At 71.2% G+C, this 25,797-nt stretch carries 24 protein-coding genes and 2 pseudogenes; 5 read left to right on the top strand and 21 right to left on the bottom strand.

Annotation, left to right across the window (positions count from 1 at the left end):
- Window positions 1-187: 187 nt before the first annotated feature.
- Window positions 188-574: pseudogene (locus tag FHX80_RS25550) on the top strand (aminopeptidase P N-terminal domain-containing protein); the annotation flags it as partial.
- A gap of 321 nt (window positions 575-895) precedes the next feature.
- On the opposite strand, the gene FHX80_RS25545 reads toward FHX80_RS25550, so the two are convergent.
- The 9 genes from FHX80_RS25545 to FHX80_RS25505 form a co-directional block, all read right to left on the bottom strand.
- Window positions 896-1,603 carry a GntR family transcriptional regulator gene (locus tag FHX80_RS25545; RefSeq protein ID WP_145766335.1) on the bottom strand — a complete coding sequence of 236 codons (708 nt, stop codon included), beginning with the start codon at window positions 1,601-1,603 and terminating at the stop codon, window positions 896-898.
- A 118-nt stretch (window positions 1,604-1,721) separates the two neighbouring features.
- A complete protein-coding gene (locus FHX80_RS25540) occupies window positions 1,722-2,723 on the bottom strand; it encodes a proline racemase family protein (protein ID WP_145766334.1) in 1,002 nt (333 codons plus the stop codon).
- Window positions 2,724-2,794: 71 nt separating this feature from the next.
- Window positions 2,795-3,715, bottom strand: coding sequence for a dihydrodipicolinate synthase family protein (locus FHX80_RS25535; RefSeq protein WP_145766333.1), 921 nt, complete (start codon window positions 3,713-3,715; stop codon window positions 2,795-2,797).
- Between the two features lie 155 nt (window positions 3,716-3,870).
- Complete coding sequence (locus tag FHX80_RS25530) at window positions 3,871-5,337, bottom strand: FAD/NAD(P)-dependent oxidoreductase (protein ID WP_145766332.1); 1,467 nt, start codon at window positions 5,335-5,337, stop codon at window positions 3,871-3,873.
- On the bottom strand, window positions 5,318-5,656 hold the full coding sequence (locus tag FHX80_RS25525; RefSeq protein WP_145766331.1) for a (2Fe-2S)-binding protein: 339 nt from the start codon (window positions 5,654-5,656) through the stop codon (window positions 5,318-5,320). Before FHX80_RS25525 ends, FHX80_RS25530 begins: the two co-directional genes overlap by 20 nt.
- Before the next feature lie 136 nt (window positions 5,657-5,792).
- Window positions 5,793-6,962, bottom strand: a complete 1,170-nt coding sequence (locus FHX80_RS25520; protein ID WP_145766330.1) for an NAD(P)/FAD-dependent oxidoreductase — start codon at window positions 6,960-6,962, stop codon at window positions 5,793-5,795.
- 159 nt (window positions 6,963-7,121) lie between these two features.
- The gene (locus FHX80_RS25515; protein WP_145766329.1) at window positions 7,122-8,864 is read right to left on the bottom strand and encodes a pyruvate dehydrogenase; all 1,743 of its coding nucleotides are present in this window, start codon (window positions 8,862-8,864) and stop codon (window positions 7,122-7,124) included.
- A 139-nt stretch (window positions 8,865-9,003) separates the two neighbouring features.
- Window positions 9,004-10,728, bottom strand: a complete 1,725-nt coding sequence (locus tag FHX80_RS25510; RefSeq protein ID WP_145766328.1) for a protein phosphatase 2C domain-containing protein — start codon at window positions 10,726-10,728, stop codon at window positions 9,004-9,006.
- 138 nt (window positions 10,729-10,866) lie between these two features.
- Window positions 10,867-11,187, bottom strand: a complete 321-nt coding sequence (locus FHX80_RS25505) for a hypothetical protein (protein WP_145766327.1) — start codon at window positions 11,185-11,187, stop codon at window positions 10,867-10,869.
- Between the two features lie 211 nt (window positions 11,188-11,398).
- On the opposite strand from FHX80_RS25505, the gene FHX80_RS25500 reads away from it, so the two are divergent.
- Both FHX80_RS25500 and FHX80_RS25495 read left to right on the top strand, forming a co-directional pair.
- The gene (locus FHX80_RS25500) at window positions 11,399-12,388 is read left to right on the top strand and encodes a helix-turn-helix transcriptional regulator (protein ID WP_145766326.1); all 990 of its coding nucleotides are present in this window, start codon (window positions 11,399-11,401) and stop codon (window positions 12,386-12,388) included.
- A 115-nt stretch (window positions 12,389-12,503) separates the two neighbouring features.
- Entirely contained in the window at window positions 12,504-12,986 is a 483-nt protein-coding gene (locus tag FHX80_RS25495; protein ID WP_167523638.1) for a DUF456 domain-containing protein, read from the top strand.
- Window positions 12,987-13,621: 635 nt separating this feature from the next.
- On the opposite strand, the pseudogene FHX80_RS36835 reads toward FHX80_RS25495, so the two are convergent.
- Together FHX80_RS36835 and rsgA are read right to left on the bottom strand one after the other, a co-directional pair.
- A pseudogene (locus FHX80_RS36835) lies at window positions 13,622-13,999 on the bottom strand (Ada metal-binding domain-containing protein); the annotation flags it as partial.
- A 73-nt stretch (window positions 14,000-14,072) separates the two neighbouring features.
- On the bottom strand, window positions 14,073-15,257 hold the full coding sequence (rsgA, locus tag FHX80_RS25480) for a ribosome small subunit-dependent GTPase A (RefSeq protein WP_244318436.1): 1,185 nt from the start codon (window positions 15,255-15,257) through the stop codon (window positions 14,073-14,075).
- A 381-nt stretch (window positions 15,258-15,638) separates the two neighbouring features.
- Between rsgA and FHX80_RS25475 the strand changes: the two genes are divergently transcribed.
- Entirely contained in the window at window positions 15,639-16,139 is a 501-nt protein-coding gene (locus tag FHX80_RS25475) for a DUF5949 family protein (protein ID WP_145766325.1), read from the top strand.
- Window positions 16,140-16,270: 131 nt separating this feature from the next.
- Here FHX80_RS25475 and FHX80_RS25470 read toward each other — a convergent pair whose 3' ends face one another.
- The 6 genes from FHX80_RS25470 to FHX80_RS25445 all read right to left on the bottom strand — a co-directional run bounded on the left by FHX80_RS25470 (window position 16,271) and on the right by FHX80_RS25445 (window position 19,484).
- Complete coding sequence (locus tag FHX80_RS25470) at window positions 16,271-16,681, bottom strand: rodlin (protein WP_145766324.1); 411 nt, start codon at window positions 16,679-16,681, stop codon at window positions 16,271-16,273.
- 119 nt (window positions 16,682-16,800) lie between these two features.
- Complete coding sequence (locus tag FHX80_RS25465) at window positions 16,801-16,992, bottom strand: hypothetical protein (protein ID WP_145766323.1); 192 nt, start codon at window positions 16,990-16,992, stop codon at window positions 16,801-16,803.
- Window positions 16,993-17,176: 184 nt separating this feature from the next.
- Window positions 17,177-17,587 carry a rodlin gene (locus FHX80_RS25460; protein WP_145766322.1) on the bottom strand — a complete coding sequence of 137 codons (411 nt, stop codon included), beginning with the start codon at window positions 17,585-17,587 and terminating at the stop codon, window positions 17,177-17,179.
- Between the two features lie 183 nt (window positions 17,588-17,770).
- On the bottom strand, window positions 17,771-18,061 hold the full coding sequence (locus tag FHX80_RS25455; protein ID WP_145766321.1) for a hypothetical protein: 291 nt from the start codon (window positions 18,059-18,061) through the stop codon (window positions 17,771-17,773).
- 496 nt (window positions 18,062-18,557) lie between these two features.
- On the bottom strand, window positions 18,558-18,791 hold the full coding sequence (locus FHX80_RS25450; RefSeq protein WP_145766320.1) for a chaplin: 234 nt from the start codon (window positions 18,789-18,791) through the stop codon (window positions 18,558-18,560).
- Between the two features lie 291 nt (window positions 18,792-19,082).
- The gene (locus FHX80_RS25445) at window positions 19,083-19,484 is read right to left on the bottom strand and encodes a rodlin (RefSeq protein WP_145766319.1); all 402 of its coding nucleotides are present in this window, start codon (window positions 19,482-19,484) and stop codon (window positions 19,083-19,085) included.
- A gap of 471 nt (window positions 19,485-19,955) precedes the next feature.
- On the opposite strand from FHX80_RS25445, the gene FHX80_RS25440 reads away from it, so the two are divergent.
- Complete coding sequence (locus tag FHX80_RS25440; protein WP_145767490.1) at window positions 19,956-20,822, top strand: chaplin; 867 nt, start codon at window positions 19,956-19,958, stop codon at window positions 20,820-20,822.
- 91 nt (window positions 20,823-20,913) lie between these two features.
- Here FHX80_RS25440 and FHX80_RS25435 read toward each other — a convergent pair whose 3' ends face one another.
- Genes FHX80_RS25435 through FHX80_RS25420 form a run of 4 tightly spaced genes read right to left on the bottom strand, consistent with a single transcriptional unit; the run spans window position 20,914 to window position 25,772 of the window.
- Entirely contained in the window at window positions 20,914-21,849 is a 936-nt protein-coding gene (locus FHX80_RS25435; protein ID WP_145766318.1) for a dihydrodipicolinate synthase family protein, read from the bottom strand.
- Window positions 21,846-22,853 (bottom strand): ABC transporter ATP-binding protein, encoded by a 1,008-nt coding sequence (locus FHX80_RS25430; RefSeq protein ID WP_145766317.1) that lies wholly within the window; start codon window positions 22,851-22,853, stop codon window positions 21,846-21,848. Before FHX80_RS25430 ends, FHX80_RS25435 begins: the two co-directional genes overlap by 4 nt.
- Window positions 22,850-24,820: a dipeptide/oligopeptide/nickel ABC transporter permease/ATP-binding protein gene (locus FHX80_RS25425; RefSeq protein WP_145766316.1), complete on the bottom strand. Its 1,971-nt coding sequence runs from the start codon at window positions 24,818-24,820 to the stop codon at window positions 22,850-22,852. The genes FHX80_RS25430 and FHX80_RS25425 overlap by 4 nt, the downstream gene beginning before the upstream one ends.
- Before the next feature lies 1 nt (window position 24,821).
- On the bottom strand, window positions 24,822-25,772 hold the full coding sequence (locus tag FHX80_RS25420; RefSeq protein ID WP_145766315.1) for an ABC transporter permease: 951 nt from the start codon (window positions 25,770-25,772) through the stop codon (window positions 24,822-24,824).
- Window positions 25,773-25,797: the final 25 nt, after the last annotated feature.

The following is a 25,797-nucleotide window of genomic DNA, read 5'->3' as shown; positions in this document are numbered from 1 at the left end:
TGCGCGGGTCGAGGCCTGACGGGGATGAGCGCATGACATGGACACGACCTCGATCGCGGCCGTCTGTACAATGGCACATGTCACATGTTCTTTGGAAGGCGTTGCGCGCAGATTCGCCGGATCGCCAACTCCCGCCCGCAGCACGCCGTTTGCGGCCGGTGCCGGCACAGCCGAGGAGTACCGATTCGTGACCGAGCTCCAAGTCCCCTTCCACACCGGCAGCCATGACCTGCCGGTCACCCCGGCCCTGGACGCCTTCATGCGCGCCGCCTGGGCCGACACCCCTCTTCCCGCGGGTGACCGCGTCCCGGGCCACGCCCTGACGCCGGCCCGCCGCGCACGGGTGGCGGCACGGTTTCCGGGCGAGCGGCTGGTCATCCCGGCGGGCGCCCTCGCCGTCCGGTCCAACGACACGGACCACCGGTTCAGACCGCACACCGGGTACGCCTGGCTCACCGGCCTCACCGGGGAGGACCAGGCCGGCCATGTGCTGGTCCTGGAGCCCGACGGGGACGCCCACCACGAGGCGGTCCTCTACCTGAGAGTCCGGTCACCGCGTACCGACGGCGAGTTCTAAGGAGCCGGGGCAGGTGCTCACCGTGGGGCCGGGGCTGTACCTCCGGCCGGACGACGAGACGCTCCCCCGGGAGCTCCGGGGCATCGGCATCAGGATCGAGGACGACCTCGTGATCACGGCGGACGGCGCTCGGCTGATGTCATCCGCGCTGCCCCGGACGGCATCGAGGCGTGGATGGCGGAGTTGTTGGAGAGCTGAGGAACGCCGAACTCCCGCCCCTCAAGGGGCGGGAGGGAGGCGCTGGGGGCATCGGCCTGCCGGTTCGGCGGCCCCAGACCTCAGACCTTGGCCTGAGGCCTCAGGCGTTGGTCTCAGACCTCAGGCCTGGGCAGCCGGTACTCCCTCGGGCTTCCCATCCACCCGCTTGCCGTCGGCCCACAGGGAGCGGACATGGGACATGTGGGCGAGCATGCAGGCCTCGGCGCCCGGGGCGTCACCGGCGACCACCAGATCCAGCAGCTGTACGTGCTCCTCGGCCGAAGCCGTCAACTGCCCCGATTCGGCGAGCCTGTTCAGCCCGTACAGCCGGGAGCGCTTGCGCAGCTCGCCGACCTCCTCGACCAGTCGGCGGTTCCCGGCCAGCCCGAGCAGGCCGAGGTGGAAGCGGCGGTCCGCCTCCAGGTAGCCCAGGATGTCGTGCCGGCGCGCGGCCTCGACGATCTCCAGCGCGACGGGGCGCAGCGCCTCCAGCTCCCGCGTCAGGCCCATCCGCGCGATCCGGCCGACGGTGGGGACCTCGATCATGGCGCGGAGCTCGGTGAAGTCGTCGAGATCCTGATCGGTCACCTCGGTGATCCGGAAGCCCTTGTTGCGGACGGCCTCGACCAGTCCCTCCCGGGCCAGATCGAGCATGGCCTCGCGGACGGGCGTCGCGGAGACACCGAACTCCGAGGCCAGCGCGGGCGCGGAGTAGATCGTCCCAGGCCTCAACTCCCCGGAGATCAGAGCCGCCCGCAGCGCGTGCGCCACCTGGTCGCGCAGATGTTCCTGCGCCGAGATCACGTTGAGCGACGTCAGGCGGGCCATGTCTGTTCCTCCAGCACCGTACGGAGCCCCAGAATACAATGTCACGTTGCCCGGGAACCCGGCCTCGCGGTACGGGAAGTGCGAGGCCGGGGCAGGGAGCGGCCGGTGGGTCACCGTTTCACAGCAGGAACCCTTCGGGGAACGGGTCGGCCGGGTCCAGGAAGTACTGCGCCGTTCCGGTGACCCAGGCCCGGCCCGTGATGGTGGGGACGACCGCGGGCAGTGTTCCCACGGTGGTCTCCCCGACGAGTCGGCCGGTGAACGACGTACCGATGAATGACTCGTTGACGAAGTCCGCGTTCAGGGGGAGCTCGCCCCGCGCGTGCAGCTGCGCCATCCGTGCGGAGGTGCCGGTGCCGCACGGTGACCGGTCGAACCACCCGGGGTGGATGGCCATGGCGTGCCGGGAATGGACGGCGTCGGAGCCGGGTGCGATCAACTGGACGTGCTTGAGCCCGTGGATGCCGGGGTCGAGCGGGTGGACCGGGCGGTCGGTGTCATTGACCGCGTCCATCAGGGCGAGCCCCGCCGCCAGCAGTTCGTCCTTGCGTGATCTGTCGAAGGGGATCGCGAGGTCGGCCAGTTGCACCATCGCGTAGAAGTTGCCGCCGTACGCGAGGTCGTAGGTGACCGTGCCGAGGCCGGGCACCTTCGCCGTGAGCCCGAGTCCGGCGCAGAAGGCGGGGACGTTGGTGAGGGTGACGGAGGTGGCTGCTCCGTCCTCGACGTGCACATCGACGGACACCAGTCCGGCCGGGGTGTCCAGCCGCACCGTGGTGACCGGTTCAATAACCTCCACCATGCCGGTCTCCACCAGCACGGTGGCCACCCCGATGGTGCCGTGTCCGCACATCGGCAGGCAGCCCGAGACCTCCATGAACAGGACCCCGAAGTCGGCGTCGGGGCGGGTCGGCGGCTGGAGGACGGCACCGCTCATGGCGGCGTGGCCGCGCGGCTCGTACATCAGCAGGGTGCGCACCGCGTCGCGGTGCGCCATGAAGTGGTTGCGCCGTTCGGCCATGGTGGCGCCGGGGATCGTGCCGATCCCGCCGGTGATCACCCGCGTGGGCATGCCCTCGGTGTGCGAGTCGACGGCATGGAATAGGTGACGCGTTCGCAAGTCTCCCCCTCGGTCGTCCTGCCGGTCCGCTGCGATGCGAAGTGGTTGATACGCGTTGTTCGGTGCGCTGGTCAGGTGCTGCGACCGGGGCGGTCCAGCCCCTCGGCGAGTGCCTTCTCGGTGGCGGTACGCACGGCGGCCATGGCATCGGTGCCGAGGGGCAGCCGGGGCGGCCGGGTGGGACCGCCGTGCCGTCCGACGATGTCCATCGACGCCTTGATCGCCTGCACGAACTCCGGCTTCGAGTCCCACCGCAGCAGCGGGTGCAGCCGCCGGTACAGCGGGAGTGCCGTCGCCGGGTCACTGGAGACGGCGGCGCGGTAGAGCTCGACACAGCTTTCGGGCAGCATGTTGGGGCAGCCCGCGATCCAGCCGACCGCGCCGGCCAGGGCGAGTTCCAGCAGGACGTCGTCGGCGCCGACCAGCAGGTCGAGCCCGGGAGCCTCCTCGGCGATCTCGTAGGCCCTGCGGACGTCCCCGCTGAACTCCTTGACGGCCACGATGGATCCGTCCGCGTGGAGCTGGGCGAGCAGTCGGGGGTTCAGATCGACCTTGGTGTCGTACGGATTGTTGTACGCGACGACCGGCAGGCCCGCCTCGGCGACTTCGGCGTAGTGCGCACGGACCGCGGAGTCCTCGCACGGGTAGCCGTTGGGCGGTAGCAGCAGTACGGAGCCGGCGCCCACCTCCGCGGCCCGGTCGGCCCAGCGCCGTGACTGGACGCTGTCATAGGCGGAGACTCCGGGCATGACCCTGGCCCCGTCCCCGGCGGCCTCGACCGCGACGCGCACCACTTGGTCGCGCTCCTGGTCCGTGAGGGTCTGGTACTCCCCCAGCGAGCCATTGGGCACCACCCCGTCGCAGCCGGCGTCCACGAGGCCACGGACGTGGGCCGCGTACGCGTCGAAGTCGATGGAACGGTCGTCGCGCAGGGTGAGCGGGGTGGCGACCATGACGCCTCGCCAGGGGCGGCTGTGTGCAGGGGAGTTCATCGGCATCGGGGCTCCTCTTGAGGTGTGACATGGCATGAACCGGCGAAGGGGAAGGGGGACGGGGAAGGACTGGGACTGGGACTAGGACTAGGACTAGGACCGGGATCGGTACCGAGTCCGGGGCGGGTTCCGGGAGACGTGCGTGCCGCGGGGCTTCACCCGTCCTCGTGGCGGACCGCACGGGCGAGCGTGGAGAGCGGGACCGGACAGGCGAGCGGTCGGCGGTCGGGGGCTCCGGCTTCCGCGGCGCACCCCGCCAGCTCCCGCACCGCGAATCCGCACACCCGGCCCTGGCACCAGCCCATTCCGGCTCGGGTGAGGAGTTTCACCGTACGGCTGTCCCCGGCGCCGAGTTCGTCGACCGCGGTGCGGATGGCGCCGGCGGTGACCTCCTCGCAGCGGCAGACCTCCGTGTCCTCGGCGGCCCACTCGATCCAGCCGGGTCCGGGCCGGTGCGCGGCGCCCATCAGCTCGGCGAACGCGCGCATCCGGCGCCGGGCCCGCCGCAGCGCGATCACCCGCCGCGCGCCCCGGCCCCGCGCCCCGCCGCGGGCTTCATCGATCACCGTGAGTGCGGCCAGTTCTCCCTCGGTCAGGGCGAGTTGCACGCCGCCGATGCCGCCCGTCTCGCCCGCCGCCCAGACGCGGGGCACGGTGGTGCGCAGGTCTTCGTCGAGCACCAGGGCCGCCACCCCGTCCGCGCCGCACCGGGTGGCGCAGCCCAGGCCGACGGCGAGGTCCAGCAGGGGTACCAGGCCGTGGCCCACGGCCAGGGTGTCACAGTCGATACGGCGCCCGGTCCCGGGCAGCGGACGCCATTCGCGGTCCAGGCGGCTGACGGTGACGCCCTCCACCCGGTCGGTGCCGTGCACGGCGGTGACCGCGTGGTGCGTCAGCACCCGTACCCGGTTGCGCACCAGCGCCGCGCCGTGCCGTGCCGCCTCCCGGAGCCGGCCGGGATCGGCGGCCAGGACGAGGGGAGCACGTCCGTACGCCCCGTATCCGCCGGCCTCCACCAGCACGGGCACCTGGGCACCTGCCCGGGCCAGGGACACCGCGACGGCCTGCAGCAGCGGTCCGCTTCCCGCGACGACGATGCGTCGCCCCGGCAGCACCAGCCCCGACTTGAGCATGGCCTGTGCTCCTGCCGCGCCCACGACGCCCGGCAGGGTCCAGCCGGGGAAGGGGAGTTGGCGCTCGTGGGAGCCGGTCGCGATGAGCAGACGGCGTGCGCGCAGAGCGGCCGAACCTCCGCCGTCGGGGCCGGTGACGGCGTGCAGGGTCCAGTCCGCTCCGGTCCGCTCGACGGCCCACACCTGGTGCCCGGCCAGGTGGCGGATCCGCCCCACGCCGCGATGCCGGTCGAGACGGTCCCTCAGTCCGGCGAACCGCGCCCAGCCGTGGTGCAGCGCCTCGGGCCGGGTGGCGCCGAGGCCGGGGGCCGGGGCGCGGTAGTACTGGCCGCCCGGCGCGTCCGCCGCGTCGAGCAGGATGACCTGGAGTCCGCCGTCGGCCGCGGTGACCGCAGCGGCCAGTCCCGCCGGTCCGGCGCCCACGACCGCGAGTTCGGTGAAGGGCGGCGCGTCCGCGGAGTCGTGGGCCTCAGTGGAGGAGACCGGCATGTCCGTCCCCCTCCTGGGTCGTGACCACGTCACCAGGTCGGGCGGGCAGCAGACAGGCCCGCCGGCCGGGAAGTCCGTTCACGGTGACCAGGCAGTCGAAACAGGAGCCGATACCGCAGAACGCTCCCCGCGGCTCCCCGTTCACCCTGGTGGTGCGCCAACTGAGGACGGAGGCCGCCCAGAGGACCGCCGCGACGCTCTGGCCGGGCAGGGCGTGGACCGGGCTGCCGTCGAAGGTGATCTCGAAACCCGGCCCCGGCTCGGCACCGGCCACGCCTGCCGGGGTCCGGGCGGCGGTGCGCCTACGGATACGTATCACCAGGGCTCCTGTCTCGATGATCGGGCGGTCGGGCGGCTTGCGGACGGTTCGCGGGCTGCTCGGGGCGTGCGTCGGACGGGCCGGACCGGTCGCGGGCCGCCCCGCCGCTCGGGCGCGCGTCCTCGTGGCCGACGGTTCACTGCCTGGATCCGGGCGTCCTGTCGAACCGGTCGGGCCTGAACGGCTCGGGGTCGATGGCGGGTTCCTCCCCGCGGATCGCCGCGATGACCAGCGCCGCCGTGGCGGGCGCCAGCCCGATGCCCGCGCCCTCGTGACCGCAGGCGTGGAAGAGGCCCGGTACCCGGCGGTCGGGTCCGATCGCCGGGAGGTGGTCGGGCAGGTAGGGGCGGAAGCCGTGGTAGGCCCGCAGCACTCGGGCATGGCCGAGTACGGGGAAGAGCGCCGCCGCGGCGGCGGCCAGCCGGCTGATCACCGGCACGGACAACGTACGGTCGAAGCCGACCCGTTCACGGCTGGCGCCGATCAGCACGGGCCCCGATGGCGTCCCCTCCACGACGGGCGAGGTCTGCAGAGCGGCCGACGCGCTGGACACATCGGCCACGTACTCCGCCGCGTACACCTTGTGCCTGATCAGGGGCGGCAGCGGCTCGGTCACCAGGACGAACCCGCGCCTGGGCAGGACGGGCAGTTCCACCCCCGCCAGCGCGGCCAGTTCGCCGCCCCCGACGCCCGTGGCGTTGATCACCGCGGGAGCGAGCAGGTCGCCCCGGCCGGTCCGTACGCCGCGCACCGCGCCCGTCGGCCCGGTCAGCACGGCCGTGACCGCCTCCCCCAGGTGGACACTGGCCCCGGCGTCGCGCGCCGCCCGCACCAAGTGGGCTGTGGCCAGGGCGGGTTGTACCTGGGCGTCCTGCGGATAGAGGACTCCGCCCGCCAGGCCGGGCGCGAGGTGCGGTTCCAGTCCGGGCAGCTCGTGCGGGGCCACCACGGAGGTCCGCACCCCCGCCTCGGCCTGTCTGGCCGCCGTCGCGGTCAGGGTGGCGAACGACGACTCGTCCGCCGCGACCACCAGACCTCCCTTCCGCTCGAACTCGATCACGGTGGGCAGCACTTGGGAGAGCTCGTACCAGAGGGAAGTGGAGAGCAGTGCGAGGTCGAGCTCCGGACCCGGCGGCTTGTCGGAGACCAGGAGGTTCCCCTCCCCCGCCCCGGTGGTACCGGCGACGACCGGTCCTCGGTCCACCATCGCGACCGCGAGTCCGGACCGGACCGCGTAGTAGGCGCAGGCGGCGCCGACCACTCCGGCCCCGACAACGACGACATCCAAAGGCTGTCTCGTGAACACGCCAGTAATATGTCACATTGCTCACGGGGTGCCAAGAGGGCGTTACCACCTGTGATCTGACGTGCTGTCACATAGGTGGTGCCCATCGCCACAGCGGTTGGGCACCACGCTCCGGGGCCGGCTGAAGCGGGTCGGGGAAGGAGGGTGAGGGACCGCGGGTCAGGGGCGGGGCACGTTCCTGATGTTGGAGCGGGCCATCTGGACCATCCGGCCCACTCCGCCGTCCAGCACGATCTTGCTTGCCGAGAGCGCGAAGCCGGTCAACATGTCCGCGCTGATCTTCGGCGGGATGGAGAGCGCGTTGGGGTCGGTGACGATGTCGACGAGGGCAGGGCCCCGGTGTTTGAAGGCGTCCTTGAGGGCGCTTTCGAGCTGCTTGGGCTTCTCGACACGCACGCCGTACGCCCCCGAGGCTCGCGCGACGGCCGCGAAGTCCGGGTTCTTGTTGGTCGTGCCGAACGACGGCAGTCCCGCCACCAGCATCTCCAGTTCGACCATGCCCAGAGCGGAGTTGTTGAACAGTACGACCTTCACCGGCAGGTCGTACTGGACGAGAGTCAGGAAGTCCCCCATCAGCATGGCGAATCCGCCGTCCCCGGACATCGAGACGACCTGCCGGTTCCGGTCCGTGAACTGTGCGCCGATGGCCTGGGGCAGGGCGTTGGCCATCGAACCGTGCGTGAACGAACCGATCACCCGGCGTTTGCCGTTCGGTGACAGATAGCGGGCCGCCCAGACGTTGCACATGCCGGTGTCGACCGTGAACACCGCTTCCTCGTCGGCGAGTTCATCCAGCACCGATGCCACGTACTCCGGGTGGATCGGAACGTGCTTGTCGACCTTTCGGGTGTACGCCTTGATCACGCCCTCCAGCGCGTCGGCGTGCTTCTTCAGCATCCGGTCGAGGAATTTGCGGTCGGTCTTCGGCTTCACCCGCGGGGTCAGACAGCGAAGCGTCTCGCGGACATCGCCCCAGACCGCCAGATCGAGCTTGGACCGGCGGCCCAGGTGCTCGGGCCGCACATCGACCTGGACGATCTTCACGTCCGTGGGGAGGAAGGCGTTGTACGGGAAGTCCGTACCGAGCAGGATCAGCAGGTCGCACTCATGGGTGGCCTCGTAGGCGGCACCGTAGCCGAGCAGGCCGCTCATCCCGACGTCGTACGGGTTGTCGTACTGGATCCACTCCTTGCCGCGCAACGCGTGCCCGACCGGCGACTTCACCCGCTCGGCGAACTCCATGACCTCGGCGTGCGCACCCGCCGTTCCGCTGCCGCAGAACAGCGTCACCCGTTTGGCCTCGTCGACCATCCGGCAGAGCTTCTCGATCTCCTCGTCGCCCGGCCGCACGGTGGGCCGCGAGGTGACCAGGGCGTGCTCTACGGCCTTCTCCGGGGCGGGCTGCGAGGCGATGTCGCCCGGCATCGAGACGACGCTGACGCCGCCCCGGCCGATCGCGTGCTGGATGGCCGTCTGGAGCAGCCGCGGCATCTGCTGCGGGTTGGAGATCATCTCGTTGTAGTGGCTGCACTCCTGGAAGAGCAGCTCCGGGTGGGTTTCCTGGAAGTAGCCGAGGCCGATCTCGCTCGACGGGATGTGCGAGGCGAGCGCGAGCACGGGCGCCATGGAGCGGTGTGCGTCGTAGAGGCCGTTGATGAGGTGCAGATTGCCGGGGCCGCACGATCCGGCGCAGGCCGCCAGCGTGCCGGTGATCTGCGCCTCCGCGCCGGCGGCGAACGCGGCCGTCTCCTCGTGTCTGACCTGGATCCAGTCCATGCCCCGGTGCCGGCGGATGGCGTCGACGACCGGGTTGAGGCTGTCGCCGACGACCCCGTACAGGCGCTTGACGCCTGCCCGGGCGAGGATTTCGACGAACTGCTCCGACACGTTCTGCTTGGCCATGGGTGTGCGCTCCCTCTGCCTGTGCTCCGTGCACGTTCGGCTGTCCGGACTCCGGGATGGTGAAACCTCGGCCGGGTCCGGGGCGTGACGCCTCGGCCGGACGGGCTCTCCGGAGTCCATCAACCCATGGCACGCGCGGTTACGCCTCCCAGACGCCGACCGCCGTCCGGTCGTCGGCGTACCCCTTCACCCTGATCTGGGTGTCCGCGAGGAACGCAGCGAGGCCCGGCGCCCGGCCGGGTGCCCAGCGCTCGGCGAGCTCGTCGGCCAGCGCCGGCTCGTCGCGCAACGGATCTGACAGACCGGTGCTGCACAGCAGCAGGGTGTCGCCCGGCCGGGCGACCGAGGCGCGGAACCGGAACGGCTCGGCGGGCGGCGGGACCGGGCTCTCGATGTACGGGGACGGGCCGGTGGTAATCCCCAGGTCCATGGTCAGCCGCTCGCCCCCGGGCCCGCTCTCGGGTACCGCCGAACCGAAGCCGACCACGCCCTCCCCGGTGAGTTCGCAGGGATGCGGAACCGTCGGTTCGAGGTCCCTCCAGCGGCCGTCGCGCAGCCGGAAGAGCCCGCCGCCGCCGACGCCGAAGAAGACCCGGGTGCGGCAGTCGGGATCGGCGGACAGCAGGAGGCAGCGCAGGCCCGCCGTGTACTCGTGCGGTTGCAGCCCGAGTTCGGCGGCGCGGGCGCGGAGTTTGCCGTAGCTGCGGTCGGCGAGCCGGTGAAGTCCGGACTTGAGGTCGCTGCGGCGGCCCGCCCGTATGTCCTCGGAGAGCCTGAGATGGCTGCGTCCGACGGCTTCGCCGATCCAGCGGCAGGCGTCGACGGCGGCCGGATGCGCGCCCGCGGCGGCGCGGGCGCCTCCCGCGACGGCGACCAGGACCAGGGCGCTCTCGGCGGTGCCGAAGCGCACGGTGAGCAGCGCGTCGCGCCGGGGTTCGCCCCGGAACCGTGCGGAGTCACCGCGCACGGAGGCGGCACGCAGGGTGTACGTCCCGTAGCTGGCGCCGTCGAGCACGGTGTCGGCGACGAGGGAGTGAATCTCGTGCGGGTCGGTGGCGGGCAGCGCGGTGGGCTCCGCGTCGTACGTGGGCGGCCGGGCGCCCACATGGGCGACGGCGGGTCGGGGTGCTCGCGCCTCGGCGGCGGGGACGACGGGGGCCGGGGCGGCCGGGGCCTCCGCCTCGGGCCGCTCGTCGGCCGTCCGCTCGACGACCGGCCACCTGGGCAACGGCGGAACCGACGTGTCGGCCGGCGGGACGGGCGGCACCGTGTCGGCCGGCGGGACGGGCGGCACCGTGTCGGCCGGCGGGACGGGCGGCGGGGACACGAGGGTCGGCGCCTCGGCCGCGGGCGGCTCCTCCGCGCCCCGTCCGGGCAGCAGACCCTGGGCGACACGGGGATCGACGGGCCGCAGCGGGGGCGACACCTGTGCGGGGGCCGCTTCCCCCACCGACTGCGGCTCCACCGGTGCCGGCGCAGCCTCCGGTGCCAGCGCAGCCTCCGGGACCGGTGCCACCTCCGGGGCCAGTGCCGCGTCCGAGGCCGAGGCCGGTGCCGCGAAGGTGCGGGGCTCGGATGCGCCGACCGGGGGCTCCCAGGGCGCGCGTACGGGCGGCGGGGGCGGCAGGGGCGGTGGCAACGGAACCGGCGCAGCCTCCGACGGCGCGACCCGCGGCTCCGGCACCGCCGCGGCGGCCTCGGGCGCCTCGGAGCCGTCGGGCCCCACGGCGTCCGACGCCGAGTCGAAGCGGTCGTCGAGACTGTCGGCCGCGTGGCTCGCCCCGGTGTCCGGAGCGGAATCGTCGTACAGCCTGCGCCACCAGTCGTCCTCGTGGGCGGCGGGCCTCTCCCCCTGCTGACTCATGCCCTTATTGTCCACCGCGGGGGCCGCGCGAAAACGGATCATCCCGAAAATGTGACCGCGGCCCGCCGGGAAAAGGCCCGCCGGGCGGCCCCACCCCCCACGGGAAGGACGCCCGGCGGGCGGTCTGGTGATCCGGCGTCAGCGCACGGAGTGGGCGTCGGACACCCGGACCGGCGCCGGACCGCCGACGTTCGTCGCGAACAGGCCTATTTCGTACGGTACTTCCTCGGGCGATACCTCGAAGACACCGAAGGCGCAGGGGCTGTCGCCGATCCCCTTGCCACCGCAGAGGAGTCGCACGCCGGCGATGCCGTCGAACGCACCCCGGACGCCGCCGTTTTCGCCGCTTTCGCGGTGTGCGGCGTGTTCGCCGTCGCCGACGAAAACGGTGGCGACACCGCGCAGCCTGCCGTTGCGCTCACCGGCCGCACCCAGCGCCGTACGCGGTATCGGACGCATCACTCTCCCCAAGCGAAATCATAACGGGTCGCGCAAAACACCATGTTCCGGAGGTTGTTGGTGCTGCGGTGGCGCAACATTGACAGAGGGGCGGGCGGTACGGCGATGATGCGCCAAGGCGGGTTTACGCCGTGGCCGCTTTCCGCCACGGCCGTTCGGCCGAGGAGCACGAGATGACACCGAAGCACTGCGTCCGGGGAGGGGTCCGAGGATGCTGGAAGCCATAGGGCTCGACGAGAGACAGGAATCGACCTATCGCGCGCTCGTGGCACTGGGAGCCGCCGAGCTCCCCGATCTCGCGCACCGGCTGGCGCTTCCCGAACCGGTGACCGAGCGGGCGCTGCGGCGGCTGGAGCAGCACGGCCTGGCAGCCCAGTCGTCGGCCCATACGCGGCGGTGGGTGGCGGCGCCGCCCACGGTCGCGCTGGGGGCGCTGCTGAAGCAGCAACGCCATGAGCTGGAGCAGGCGGAGCTGGCGGCGGCGCTGCTGGCCGAGGAGTACCGGGCGGACGCCGCCGAGCCCGCCGTCCACGACCTGGTCGAAGTGGTCACCGGCGCGAGCGCGGTGGCGCACCGTTTCCATCAGCTCCAACTGGGCGCGACGAGCGAGGTGTGCGCCCTGGTGACCGGGAAGCCGATCGCGGTCAGCGGCCACGACAACGAGTCCGAGGAGCAGGCCGCCACCCGCGGGGTGTCGTTCCGGGTGGTGGTCGAGCGCGAGGTGCTCGGGCTGCCGTCCGGGATTCTGGAGCTGTCGGCGGCGCTGAGCCGTGATGAGCAGTGCCGGGTCGTGGACCGGGTACCGACGAAGCTGGTCGTCGCCGATGCCTCCCTGGCGATGGTGCCGCTGACCGGCCGCGGTGTGGAGCCGGCGGCCCTGGTCGTGCACGCCTCCGGGTTGCTGGAGTCGCTGATGGGGCTCTTCGAGGCGGTGTGGCGGGAGGCGATGCCGCTGCGGCTCGGCGAGAGCGGGCTGCTGCGGGAGAACACGACCGGGCCCGATCCGACGGATCTGGAGATCCTGTCACTGCTGCTGGCCGGGCTGACCGATGCCAGTGTGGCGAAACAGCTGGAACTGGGACTGCGGACCGTGCAGCGCCGGGTCAAGGGCCTGATGGAGCTCACCGGGGTGTCGACCCGGCTCCAGCTGGGCTGGCACGCCTACGAGCGGGGCTGGGTGTCCCGCAGGCCGCGGGCCTGAGCTCGCGGGCTCCGCGGGACCCGACTCCCGACGAAACGCTCTGAGCTGCACCGACGGGCCCCGCTCCGGGTATCGACGACGGGCGGGACCGGCCGGACTCCGGCAGGCTGGTCAGATGAGTGTGTGGCAGCTCGTCGCCGTGGGCCTGGTCATGCTGCTCGGCCTGATCGGCGTGCTGGTGCCGGGCGTGCCCGGTCAGGCGATCGTCTGGGCCGCCGTGCTGTGGTGGGCGCTCACGGTCAACACCCCGGCCTCCTGGGGCGTACTGATCGGCGCCACCGTGCTCCTGCTGGTGAACCAGGCGCTGAAGCCGCTGCTGCCGCCGCGCCACCCGCACGAGGCGGGGGCGCCGCGCAAGACGCTGATGCTCGGCGGGATCGGTGCGATCGTCGGCTTCTTCGTCATCCCGGTGGTGGGCGCGGTCGCCGGGTACGTGGGCGTGATCTACGGGGCGGAGCGGCTGCGGCTGGGCAGCCGGGGGGCGGGGTGGGCCTCGGTCCGCTCGGTGATGCGGGCCACCGGCTACTCCGTGCTGGTCGAACTGTTCGCCTGCCTGCTGGTGACAGGGGCATGGCTGGGCGCGCTCTTCTGGCACTGACGTCGGCGGGACGCTCCGGCACCGACGTCGCCGGGGCGCCCCGGCACCGATGTGGGGCGTGCGGCCTCGACACGACGTCACATGGACGAAGTCTGATCACATGGATAGAGACGCATCCGATCTCTCGTCTCTCGTTGACGCCCAAGTAGCTCAAGTCAACCTTTCGCGAGGACATAGCTCGGATGAATTTTTGCGCCCGCCTGCGTACGAGTCGCCAGGAGATGCCTTGCCCACAGCACCGGACCCCGCCGCCCTCCCCCGAACCGACTCCCTGTCGTCCGCCCCCTCCCGCAGAACCGTTCTCGCCACCACTACCGCGCTCGGCGGAGCCCTCGTGGTGGGCGGCGCGGCCGTCCCGGCCCAGGCCGCCGCCCCGGACACGGCCGCCACGGCCCCTGTCGCGGTGCACTCCCCCGCCGACAGCTGGAACACCGTCCTCGACGACGCCGATCTGCACTGGCAGAAGCTGCCGAGGACCTGGTACGAGGGCCCGTACCTGGGCAACGGGCCGGCTCGGCTCCGGCATCTACGCGGAGCCCGGCGCCGAGACCACGGCGATCCGGTTCGACGTCCAGCACTCCGAGGTCCAGGACCACCGCCCCGAGTACGGCTCGCTCTTCGGCCTCGCCCGGCTCCCGATCGGCCACTTCACGCTGGAGCCGGCCGGCACCATCACGGGCATCGACTGGCGGATGCGGCTGCGCACCGCCGAACTCCAGGGCACCGTCACCACCTCGGCCGGCACCCTCACGCTCCGCGCCTTCATCCAGTCCACCGGCGACGTACTGGTCCGCGGAGCCGGGGACGGCGTCCGGGCGGCAGCGTCGGCACTCCCGGAAACCGTTGCCCTGAGCGGCGGCCGCGGTCGGGTGGAACCGGACGTTCTTCCGCTTGGGAGTGACGGCGGGGCAGCTCGGCCGGCAGTGGATACCGGTCGTCTCGACGGCGAAGAACTCCCCGTCGAAACGCGCGTCGCGGCTGCTCACCGCCTCGTACCTGGTCTCTTCGTCCATGACACCGTCCAGCTGGGCGGCGTCGCGCACCGCCTCAGTCGCGGTTTCCGGACGCCGCCCAGGGCGCCTCCGGCTAGCGCACCCGGCCGCGCTTCGCCTCCATGGCGGCCCGGCCCTCGGCCCCCTTGCGCTTCCAGTCGCGACGGAGCTCGGAGCGGACCCGGGCATCGGTCTTGGCGACGATGCGCTGGTTCTCGCGCAGCAGCTTGCGGTAGCTGTCCATGCGGCGCTCGGGCAGCGATCCGTCCTTGAGCGCCGCCTGCACCGCGCAGCCCGGCTCGGCCTCGTGGGCGCAGTCGTGGAACCGGCACTGCCCGGCCAGTGCCTCGATCTCGGAGAAGACCTGGCCGACGCCGGTCTCGGCGTCCCACAGGCCGACCCCGCGCAGTCCCGGGGTGTCGATCAGGACTCCGCCGGAGGGCAGCACCAGCAGATTGCGGGTCGTGGTGGTGTGCCGGCCCTTGCCGTCCATGTCGCGGGTCGCCCGCACCTCCATCTCGTCGTGCCCGAGCAGGGTGTTGGCGAGGGTGGACTTGCCCGCGCCGGATGCCCCGAGCAGCACGCTCGTACCGCCGGAGACGATCGCGGCGAACACGTCGACGCCCTCACCGGTCGCGGAGCTGACGGGCAGCACCTGCACCCCCGGCGCGAGGCGCTCGACGTCCTGGACGAGGTGGGACAGGGTGGCGGCGTCCGGGACCAGGTCGGCCTTGGTCAGGACGACGAGCGTCTCGGCGGCCCCGTCCACGGCCGATGCCCCGTCACGCAGAAGCGCGTCACCGCCGGCGCTGGACATGGCGAGGGCCAGGAACCGTTCGACCCGCCCCAGGTCGAGTTCCACCGCCAGTGAGACACAGATGGCGATGTGGTCGATGTTGGTGGCGAGCACCTGGCCCTCGGAGCGCTTGGACGAGGTGGAGCGGACGAACGCCGTGCGCCGCGGCAGCAGCGTACGGACGAACTGCGGGTCGCCGACGGGGTCGACGGCGGCCCAGTCGCCCGTGCAGACGATCCGCATCGGGTCGCGGGGCACGACGAACGCGGTGTCGGCGCGGAGGGTGCCCCGCGGGGTGACGATGTCGCACTGCCCGCGGTCCACCCGCACGACGCGGCCGGGCAGCAGCCCCTGCGCGGCGTACGGGGCGAACTCGGCCGCCCAGCCGTCGTCCCAGCCGTACGCGGCCAGCGGGTGCGCCGACGAGGAGCCCTGAGGAGCAGAGGAGAGGGAGGAGAAAGGGGATGAAATCGGGGAGGACAAGGGAAACCCTTCACAGGGTGGCCCCGGCACTGCGCACGGCGGCGCAGAAGTTCGAAGAAGGTCAGCCGGCGGCCACGGGGGTGGGAACGATGCTCTTCGGCTTGTGGGCAGCGCCCACCGCAACGACAGTCATCAATGTCCTCACCTCCTGGTTCACGCACGACACGCACGGTCCGGGAACAGCGGTCTCTTCCGCCGCCCGTAACGTCGCAAACGATAGCCCGGGGCGGTCCGGTGGCGTCAACCGATTTAACGCGGACACCCGGTCCGTACCCCGGAACGGGCCGGTCCAGGGGCGTTGACCACCGATATCCTCAACTCTCCCTCGATCGGGTGATACGCATGGAGATCGACCGGTCGCGGCCGGTTAGGGTGCCGGACATGACCTCCCCCCAGACAGCCACCGGCACGTTCACCCAGGCCCAGTTGGGCACCCTCACCCTGATCGGCTGGAGCGGTGAGCACCCCCACAACGGACAGGACGTCGCCTTCCTGCTCGTCTACTCGCTCGGCGACGGTTCGGACGGCCCGGCGGCCGGCGAGGCGGCCATGCACATCGCTCTGGAGCGCAGCGGCCTTCCGGTCAGCGGCGGCCCGGTGCGCGCCGACGAACTGCCGGGGCTCCCGGTGAAACTCCTCGTCCAGGCAGGACAGGCGGTCCTGACGCTGCCTCACTTCACCGCCCAGTACCCCGCACCGCCGGAGTGGCTGGCGGTCGCCCGCGAACAGGGCGAGGTGCACGCGATGTTCGCCACGCGCCCGTGGCCGCAGGGTGCGCCGGGGCGGCCGGTGACCGAGGAGACGCTGCGGTCCTTCGCCGGTGACCCGGATGTCATCGTGACCTCCGCCCACTGCGTCCTGCCGGTACGCAGCCTGGGCTGACCGGCCCCGGTGCGACGTGCGAGGCCCACCGCCCCGTGGAGCGGTGGGCCTCGCACGTGCTCGGGTGCCCCGCCGACGGACCGCGGGCGGCCCGGAACTTCCCGGACCGCCCGTGGCACGTGTGTCAGGCGTCAGTTGTTGGCGACGCCGTTCCCGGAGAGGACCGGGATGTCGTCCACCAGGTGCGAAAGGGCCTCGTCGCCCTTGGCCTGGACGGAGTTGTCGGCGCACTGCTGGTTCTGCGGCGAGTGCAGGACGTTGATGTCCTGGACCGCGACAGGCACGAGCAGACCCACGAGCGCACCGGCGTTGGCCTTGATCGGCGCGCCGACGCAGAGCTTGTTCAGCGAGCCCTGGACGAGCTCGACCTGCGGGCTGCCGTCGCCCCGGGTCACAGCGTTGCCGAACGAGTCCACGGCGCCGTTGCCGTTGACCGACGTCGTGCCCTGGTCGTTACCGATCGCCATGGCCGAGGGGGCCATCGCGGCGGACAGGCCGACCATGGACACGGCCACTGCCGCGCCGGCCATCATCTTCTTCATCACACTTCACCTTTCGAAGCGTTCCGTTCTGGAACGTACTGATCAACCCCTTACGGAGGCGTCGGTTGCGCAGTTCCACTCAAATGGGTTGCATCCGGCGTAAGTTCGACGCCTTGCCGTCAACCCTGGAAGGCCTCGCCCGAGGTGCGTGCCGCCGGTACGAGGCCGCCCGCGCGGGGCGGGCCGGGCTCCGCGGGCTGCGGATCGCCCCGGGTCGCCTGCCACTCGGCGAGGAGGCGGTCGTAGATCGGTGTGACGTCTTCCGCGTGACGGTGCCGGTCCTGCGGGCGGCTGCTGTCGTAATTGTCCATGAGTGGGCCATACCCGGTACGGCGGGCACGTCCCGGTGTCACTACGGCAACCGGCCCAGCGGCCCGTCCTTTCGGGGACGTTCCGGGCCGCACCCCGGGCACACGGCATGGGGCCGACGCGTCCGGGCGGCCGGACATCGGCTGCCGCGTGGACGAGTCGGCCCCACGGGTGGAACAGGAACCACTAGTTGTTGGCGGCACCGTTGCCGGACAGGATCGGGATGTTGTCCAGGATGTGCGACAGCGCCTCGTCACCCTTGGCCTGAGTGGAGTTCTCGGTGCACTGCTGGTTCTGCGGCGACGACAGGACGTTGAGGTCCTGGACCGAAACCGGAACGACACCGAGCAGCGAACCGGCGTTGACCTTGGCGGGCAGGGCGATGCAGGGCTTGTTGAGCGAGCCCTGGATGAGCGCGAACTGCGGGCTCCAGTCGCCGTGGGTGGCGGAGTTGCCGTACGACTGCATGGCACCGTTGCCGTTGACCGAGGTGGTGCCCTGGTCGTTGCCGATCGCCATGGCCGAGGGGGCCGCCGCGGCGGAGACGCCGACGATGGAAGCAGCGACGGCTGCCGAGGCCATAATCTTCTTGATCATGAAATAGCCCTTCTGGGGTTTTCTGTTGCCCGCCTGTCCTGAGCGCTTTGATCAACTCACGGCGGCGGGAATGGTTGTGGCGCTTCACTCGAACGGTGCTTCTGCCATCCGTCTGTTCACGGGAGGCACCGCACCGGAGAGATGCGGAACGCTTCGAGTCGGGAACTGCCGTCCTGGGACGGGTCAGCCACCGAGCGGGAGGCCGCCCACGAGCGGGGCCGCACTCTTGGCCGCACCGGTGGCCTGGCCGGCGACCTTGGTGACGGTGCCGTCCTTCTGCAGTGCCTGGGCGGCGCCTCCGACGGTGTCGACGACCGGGTAGACGGCCTGCGGGGCCGCCGCCATCACCTGGTTGACGCCGCTGTCGAGGCTGAAGTTCGGAGCCATGGCGGTGGTGACGGCGAAGGCGGGAGCAGCCGTTCCGAGAGCGACCACGGAACCGACAACGAACGCAGCAGTCTTCGCGTACTTCACTTTCGGGTTCCCTTCTGCTGCGGCAGCTGTTTCGGTCGCGTCCTCGCGCCGCACCAGCCTTCTTTAGCTGAGACTCCTGCCGCTTTCCTGATGCCTAACGACCCGATTGCGGTCGGGCAACTGGAGCTTTCGACTTTTCTCGGAACCACTCGCCGGACAACTCGCCGGATAACTGGCCGGACTGCTCACCGCACCACTCGCCGGACCGCTCGATCGATTGCATGACTAATCACTGAATCGGGTGTGACTGCGGGACAGCGGACACGAATCGGTGGTGCACTGTCGGTACTCCGTCCCGCGCGCCCGCCCGGATGTCCGCCCCCAGCCGCCGGCGCACCGCGCCCCGGGCCGGTGGAAATGCCTCACGTCTTTCCACCGCGTCCGGGCAGGGCCGCGAACTCCCGGGACGGAGAACGCAGGAAAGAGGAATGCCCCGGATCGCAGGAGATGCGATCCGGGGCAGACCGGTGCCGAGACGGGCTCAGCGATACAACGATCAGACGTTGAAGCAGGTGTTGCCGAACGTCGGGTTCAGCAGACCGATGACGTTCACGGTGTTGCCGCACACGTTGACCGGCACGTGGACCGGGACCTGGACGACGTTGCCGGACAGTACGCCCGGGGAGCTCACGGCCAAACCCTCGGCGCCGGAGTCGGCGAACGCCGGGGTGGCGGCACCCATCGCCATGAGGGTTCCGGCGGCGACGGCGGCAATCTTGGTGTACTTCACTTTCAACCCTTTCCTTGACGGAGTCCGGAGCGGCGACGAATTTCGTGCCGCACGAGCGCGGGTTCTGAATCACTCGTAACTCCGCCGCTGTAATTCGTAACGATTTAGGACGGTACGCGAAACTCTTCGAGACGAGGATTCCTCGAAGTCCGCCCGAATGACGCAGTTCCGATCACCCGACGTCACCGTCGCGATCGTCGGACTGCGCACGGGCGAGCCCCTGGAGGGCAGCAGCAGGCCCGGGCCGCTCGGAGGAGGAATGCCGGCGGCCCGGGCCTGTGCTCAGCCGGATCAGCTGTTGCCGGCACCGTTGCCGGAGAGGACCGGGATGCCGTCCAGGATGTGCGACAGCGGCTCGTCACCCTTGGCCTGGGTCGAGTTCTCGGTGCACTGCTGGTTCTGCGGCGAGGACAGGACGTTGACGTCCTGGACCGCGATCGGGATGAACCCGATCAGCGAACCGAGGTTGGCCTTGGCCGGCAGGCCGATGCAGGGCTTGTTCAGCGAGCCCTGGACCAGGCCGAACTGCGGGCTGCCGTCGCCGTGGGTCTCGGCGTTGCCGAACGACTGCGAGGCGCCGTTGCCGTTGACCGACGTGGTGCCGCCGTCGTTGCCGATGGCCATCGCCTGCGCGGCGCCGAGACCGAGGATGGAGGCGGCAACGGCACCCGTAGCCAGGACCTTCTTGATCACGATGAACCCTTCTCGTACTGGATGCCCCGTACCGGAGCACACTGACCAACTCGCTGCCGGACGTTTGGTTATCTCCATTCACCCAAATGCCGGGGCCTCACGGACATTCGTGCGAAATAGGCCGCGCAATCCACCGCACATTCGGTAAGCACGGCAGATACGGTAAGTGATTCAAGCGTCAACAGCTATTCATCCGTGCGGCGTCGGGTGTGGTCGAATACGCCAGATCCCGGAAACGAACGCTTATGCGTAACCCGTTCGAGTGGACACACGATTTTCACGATTTCCACGTTTCCCAATCGCGCCGGTCTCGTTATTGGGTGGAGTCAAGCCCGCCCGACGGGAGGCTGACCCAGCAGACCTGGCATGCCCGATGGTTGCTGCATCGGCTGATGAATGAACTGCGGGCAATACGCCCGCGCGAACTGTCCTAAGGAAGGGCAACCAATGCGAAAAGCCTTGAGTAAAAGCGTGCTCGTCATGGCGGCGGCGTCAGGCATCCTGACCGCCTCCGGCGGCTACGCCTTCGCGGACGCCTCGGCCGACGGCGCCGCCATCGGTTCACCCGGGGTCGGTTCGGGGAACGCCGTGCAGGTGCCGGTGCACGTTCCCGTCAACCTCTGTGGCAACACGGTCGACGTGATCGGCCTGCTGAACCCGGCGTTCGGCAACGAGTGCGAGAACGTCGACGGCGGCTCGGGCACCGGCGACACCCAGGGCGCGAGCGCCAACGGCGTCGCGGCCAACTCCCCCGGCGTGCTGTCGGGCAACCTGATCCAGGCTCCGGTGGACATCCCGGTCAACGCCTGTGGCAACACGGTCGACGTCGTCGGCGCGCTGAACTCGGCGTTCGGCAACAGGTGCGAGAACGACGAGGGAGGGACCGACACCCCGCAGCCTCCGGTCCAGCACCAGCCTCCGGTGCACCACCAACCTCCTGTGCACCCCCAGCCGCCGGTGCAGCACCAGCCCCCGCAGCCGCCGAAGACGGGGCATCACCACCATCACCACAACGGTGACTGCCCTCCCGGCCACCACCACAACCCGCCCACGCCCAAGCCCCCGCACCACAACCCGCCCACGCACACCCCGCCGCACCACAACCCTCCGACGCACAACCCGCCGACCCACACCTGGCACCACAACCCGCCGACGCACACCTGGCACCACAACCCGCCGACGCACACCTGGCACCACCACAAGCCGGCGCACCACACGCCGCCGCAGATGGCGCACACCGGTGCGAACAGCAACCTGGGCATCGCCGGTGGCGCCAGCGCCGCGATGGTGCTCGGCGGCAGCCTGCTGATCCGGCGCAGCCGCAACTCGCAGAGCTGACCCACCCCACGCGCTGAAAGGGTCCGGTCGGACAGCCCAAGCTGTCCGACCAGACACTTTCGTCCTTCCGTCCGCGTGACGGGGCGGGCCGTCAGGCCCTGGAGAGCCCCGCGCGGTCCAGGCACTCGGCGATCGTCGCCGTCTCCGCGACGTCCAGCCGGCGCATCGGCGGGCTCATCACATTGGTGGCGATGATCCCGCGCAGCATGAGCGCGGTCTTGAACGCACCGAGTCCGGCGGCGGTGGCGGAAGCCGTTCCCGGGCGGGCGGCGCGGATGATGTCGAAGAGCCCGACGAGGCGGTCCTGCTCGGCGGTCGCCGCCGCCCAGTCACCGCGTACCGCCGCCTCGTGGAGGCGTACGTACCCGTGCGGGTCGACGTTGCCGAGCCCGGGGACCGAGCCGTCGGCGCCGCCGAGCATCATCGAGTCGACGACCAGCTCATGGCCGGTGAGCACGGAGAACCCGGGCAGCTCCCGGGCGCCGATGACGAGACGGCGGAACGAGCCGTCGTCGCCGCTGGAGTCCTTCACCCCGGCCAGTACCCCGTCGGCGGCCAGCGGCAGCAGCAGTTCCGGGTCGAGCTTGCTGTGCACGCAGACCGGCACGTCGTACGCGAGGAGCGGCAGGTCGACGGCGGCGGCGACGTCCCTGAAGTGGCGGTCGATCTCGATGTCGTGGGTGCGCGTGTAGAACGGCGCGGTGACGACGACGGCGTCCGCACCGAGCTCGGCGGCGCGGTTGGCGCGCTCGATGGCCCGGTTGGTGGTGGTCTCGATCGCTCCGACGAGGACCGGCACCTGGCCCGCGGCTGCCGCCGTGATGACCTCGATGACCTGGTCCTGCTGGCCGGGCGTCAGATAGGCGGTCTCGCCGGAGCTGCCGAGGGCGAACAGCCCGCTGACACCGCCGTCGAGGAGATGCCCCACGACCCGCTCTAGGGAGGCGCGGTCGAGCTCGCCGTCCGCGGTCAGCGGGGTGACGACGGGCGGGATCACTCCCGAGTAACGGGGGGTTCGGGCGGTCATGCGGTGCTCCTTGCGGACGGTACGGGGGTCGGGTCCCCGGAGGGGGACGCGGGGGTCTGGGGGTGGACGCAGTGCCAGCGGTGTCCGTCGGGGCCGTCGGTGCGGACCGGGAAGACCGTGGCGCACTCGTCGTCCGCCTTCCAGCAGCGGGTACGGAACGGGCAGCCGGTCGGCGGGTTTGTCGCCGAGGGGACCGGGCCGGTGAGCACGATGCGCTCGGTGGTCTCCAGCAGGCTGGGGGTCGCGGAGAGCAGCGCCTCGGTGTACGGATGCGAGGGGGCGCCCGCGACATCCGCCGCGCGTCCCTCCTCGACGATGCGGCCGAGGTAGAGGACGGCGAGGCGGTCGGCGAGGTAGCGCACGGTCTGGATGTCGTGCGAGATGAACACCATGCCGAGGCCGAGCCGTTCGCGCAGGTCCACCAGGAGGTTGAGGACCTGGGCGCGGACCGAGACGTCGAGCGCGGACGTCGGTTCGTCGGCGACGATCAGTTCCGGTTCGAGCGCCAGGGCGCGGGCGATGGCGACGCGCTGGCGCTGGCCGCCGGAGAGCTGTCCTGGCAGTGCGGCCAGGGTGTGGCCGGGGAGGCCGACCAGGTCGAGGAGTTCCTCGACGCGTGCCTCGCGCTCCGCGCGGGTGCCGCGGCGGTGCACGTCGAGCGGATCGCGCAGGATCTGACGGACCGTGAGCCGCGGGTTGAGGGCGGTGGAGGGGTCCTGGAAGACGACGCCGACGGCAGAGCCGAAGTCGTCGCGCCGCTGGGTCCCGGACATCTCCCACAGGTCCTTGCCGTGGAAGGTGACCGTGCCCTCGGTGGGCTTCTGCAGACCGGTCAGCACCCGGGCCATCGTCGACTTTCCGCAGCCGGACTCGCCGACCAGGCCGACGATCTCGCCGCGCTCGACCTCCAGGCTCGCGTCCGTGAGTGCGTGCACGGCGTCGCGGCGGAACACGCCACCGCTGCGTGCCTTGTGGCGTACGTGGACGCCGTCGAGCCTGATCACAGGGCGCTCCCTTCCAGCTGGGCGGCCTTCGCCGGGTGGTGGCAGGCGAAGCCGTGGTCGTGCGCGCCGCCGAGTGCGGTGAGTGCGGGGGTGGTGGTGCGGCACAGTTCGGTGGCGGCGCCGCACCGCGAGGCGAACCGGCAGCCCTCGCCGAAGCCCTGGGGTGCGGGGACGATGCCGCGGATCTGATGGAGCCGTTCGGCGCCCGCCTCCAGGGAGACGACCGAGCCGAGCAGGCCGCGGCTGTAGTGGTGGGTGGGGGCGGTGAGTACCGACCGGGTGTCGCCGATCTCGGCCAGCCTGCCCGCGTACATCACCGCGACGCGGTGCGACAGGTCGCCGACGAGGGCGAGGTCGTGCGAGACGAGCACCATGGCGAAGCCGAGTTCGTCGCGCAGCCGGACGAGGAGTTCGACGACCTGGGCCTGGACGGTGACGTCGAGGGCGGTGGTCGGCTCGTCCGCGATGAGCAGGCGGGGGCTGCGGGACAGGGCCATGGCGATCAGGACGCGCTGGCGCTGGCCGCCCGAGAGCTCGTGCGGGTAGCTGCGCAGGGTGCGTTCGGGTGCGAGGCCGACCAGTTCGAGGAGTTCGGCCGGGGTCTTGGTGCCGCCGCGCGAGGTGAGCTGCTTGAGCTGGGTGCCCACGAGTACGGACGGGTTGAGGGAGGAGAGCGCGTCCTGGTAGACCATCGCGATCTCGGGGCCCATAAGGGCGCGGCGTTCCTTCGGCGGGAGCTTCAGCAGGTCCCGGCCGCGGTAGAGGATCTCGCCGCTGACCTCGGCGTTGCGGGCGAGGAGGCCCATGACGGCGAGGCTGGTGATGGACTTCCCGCAGCCGGACTCGCCGACCAGGCCGAGGGTTTCGCCCTCGTGGACGGTGAAGTCGAGCGAGTCGACGACGGGGACGGTGCCGTACCGGTCGGGGAAGCGGATGGCGAGGTCCCGTACGACCAGGAGTTCGGCGGCGTCCTCGCGAACCGGGTTGATCGCCGGGCCGTTGGCGTGGATGCGCTCCGCGAGCTTGGCGAGGGCGGCGTCGATGTCCACGGTGGAGCGGGCCTCCACCGGGTCCGGCGCCGCGGTGGTGTGGGAGGGCTCCGCGCCGGTACGGGCCTTCCTCGGGGCCGCCGAGGCGTCGGTGAGGCCCTCGGAGAGAATGTTCAGCGCGAGCACGGTGATCAGCAGGGCGAGGCCGGGGAAGAACGTGGCCCACCAGCCGCCCGCGAGGAGGATCTGCCGGCCGTAGGCCAGGACGCTGCCCCAGCTGGGGTCGGGGTCCTGCACGCCGGCGCCGATGAAGGAGAGGCTCGCCTCGAAGATGATCGCCTCGGCGACCATCACGGTGGCGAACACCATGACCGGGGCCATGCAGTTGACGGCGACGTGGCGCAGCACGATGTAGCCGCGCCGGGCACCGATGACCTTCTCTGCCGCGACGTAGTCCTCGCCGTACTGGGAGAGGACGTTGGCGCGGACCACCCGGGCCAGCGACGGGGTGTAGACGAAGGCGATGGTGAAGATGATGACCGGGACGCTGGTGCCGAAGACCGCGACGAGAACGGCGGCCAGGGCGATCGGCGGGAACGACATCACCACGTCGAGGGTGCGCATCACGGACTCGTCGCCGAGTTTGCGCGAGGTGGCGGCGAGTGCGCCGAGCAGGGAGCCGGCGACCAGGGCCAGTGCGGTCGAGCCGAGTCCGATGACCAGCGAGTAGCGCGAGCCGTGCACGACGCGGGCGAAGATGTCGCGGCCGGCCCGGTCGGTGCCGAACCAGTGGTCGGCGCCCGGGGCCTGGACCGGGGTGCCGGTGGTGAGCGGGTCCTGGGTGAGCAGCGGGGCGAACACCGCGCCGAGGATGACGACGAGCAGCACGCAGAGCGCGATGCGGGAGGTGACCGGGAGGGCGCGGAACGCGATGCCCGGTCGGGAGAGCTTATTGGCCAGACGGCCCGTGGCGAACATGTCACACCGTCCTGATGCGCGGGTTGACCAGCAGGTAGAGCAGGTCGACGATGACGTTGACCACCAGGAACGCGATGGCGATGGTCAGTACGGTGCCCTGGACCAGGGCGACATCGCCGCCGGTGACACCTTCGAGGATGAGCTTGCCCATGCCGGGCAGGTCGAAGATCGCTTCGATGACGACGGCGCCGCTGAGCAGGTAACCGACCTTGACGCCGAGCACGGTGAGCGGGGTGACGAGCGCGTTGCGCAGCACCGAGCGGATCACCAGGAACACCGGGAGGCCGTTGCCGCGTGCGGTCCGGACGTAGTCGCGGTCGAGTTCGGCGACCATCGAGGTCCGTACGAGACGGGCGAGCGACGCGGCGACGGGCACGGCGAGCGAGAAGGCGGGCAGCGCCATGGAGGTGAGCCAGCCGCTGAAGGAGTCGGCCGGGTTGGTGTAGCCGCCGGTCGGGAAGATCCGGGTGTTGAGTGCGAACTGCTGGATGAGCAGGACCCCGAGCCAGAAGGACGGGATGGCGACCCCGGCCATGGAGAGCACCCGGAACAGCTGGTCGGGCCAGCGGTCGCGGTACATCGCGCCGACGACGCCGAAGACGACCGCCAGGACGATCGCGAGGATCAGGCCGAGGACGGTCAGCTGGAGCGTGAGCGGGAAGGCTGCGGTGATGCGGTCGACGACGGGCTGGCTCGGCGGGACGGTCATCCCGAGGTCGAAGTGGAGCAGTTGGCCGAGGAAGTGGAAGTAGCGGACGGGCAGCGGGTCGTTCAGGCCGTTGGCCTCGGCGAAGGCCGCGCGGGCCTCGGGAGTGGCGCTCTCCCCGAGCGCGTTGAAGGCCGGGTCGGCCGGCGAGAACTGCAGCACCACGAAGACGAGCAGCGCGATACCGAGGATCATCACCGGCATCATCGCGACGCGGCGCAGCGCGAGCCGGAGAAAAGCAACCATCGTCGGGTTCCTTGCGGTTGGGCGG

This window comes from Streptomyces brevispora, from assembly GCF_007829885.1.
In the GTDB taxonomy this organism is placed as follows: Bacteria; Actinomycetota; Actinomycetes; order Streptomycetales; family Streptomycetaceae; genus Streptomyces; species Streptomyces brevispora.
Note: the sequence above shows the minus strand (reverse complement) of the source record. Positions and strands in the feature narration are given on the sequence as shown.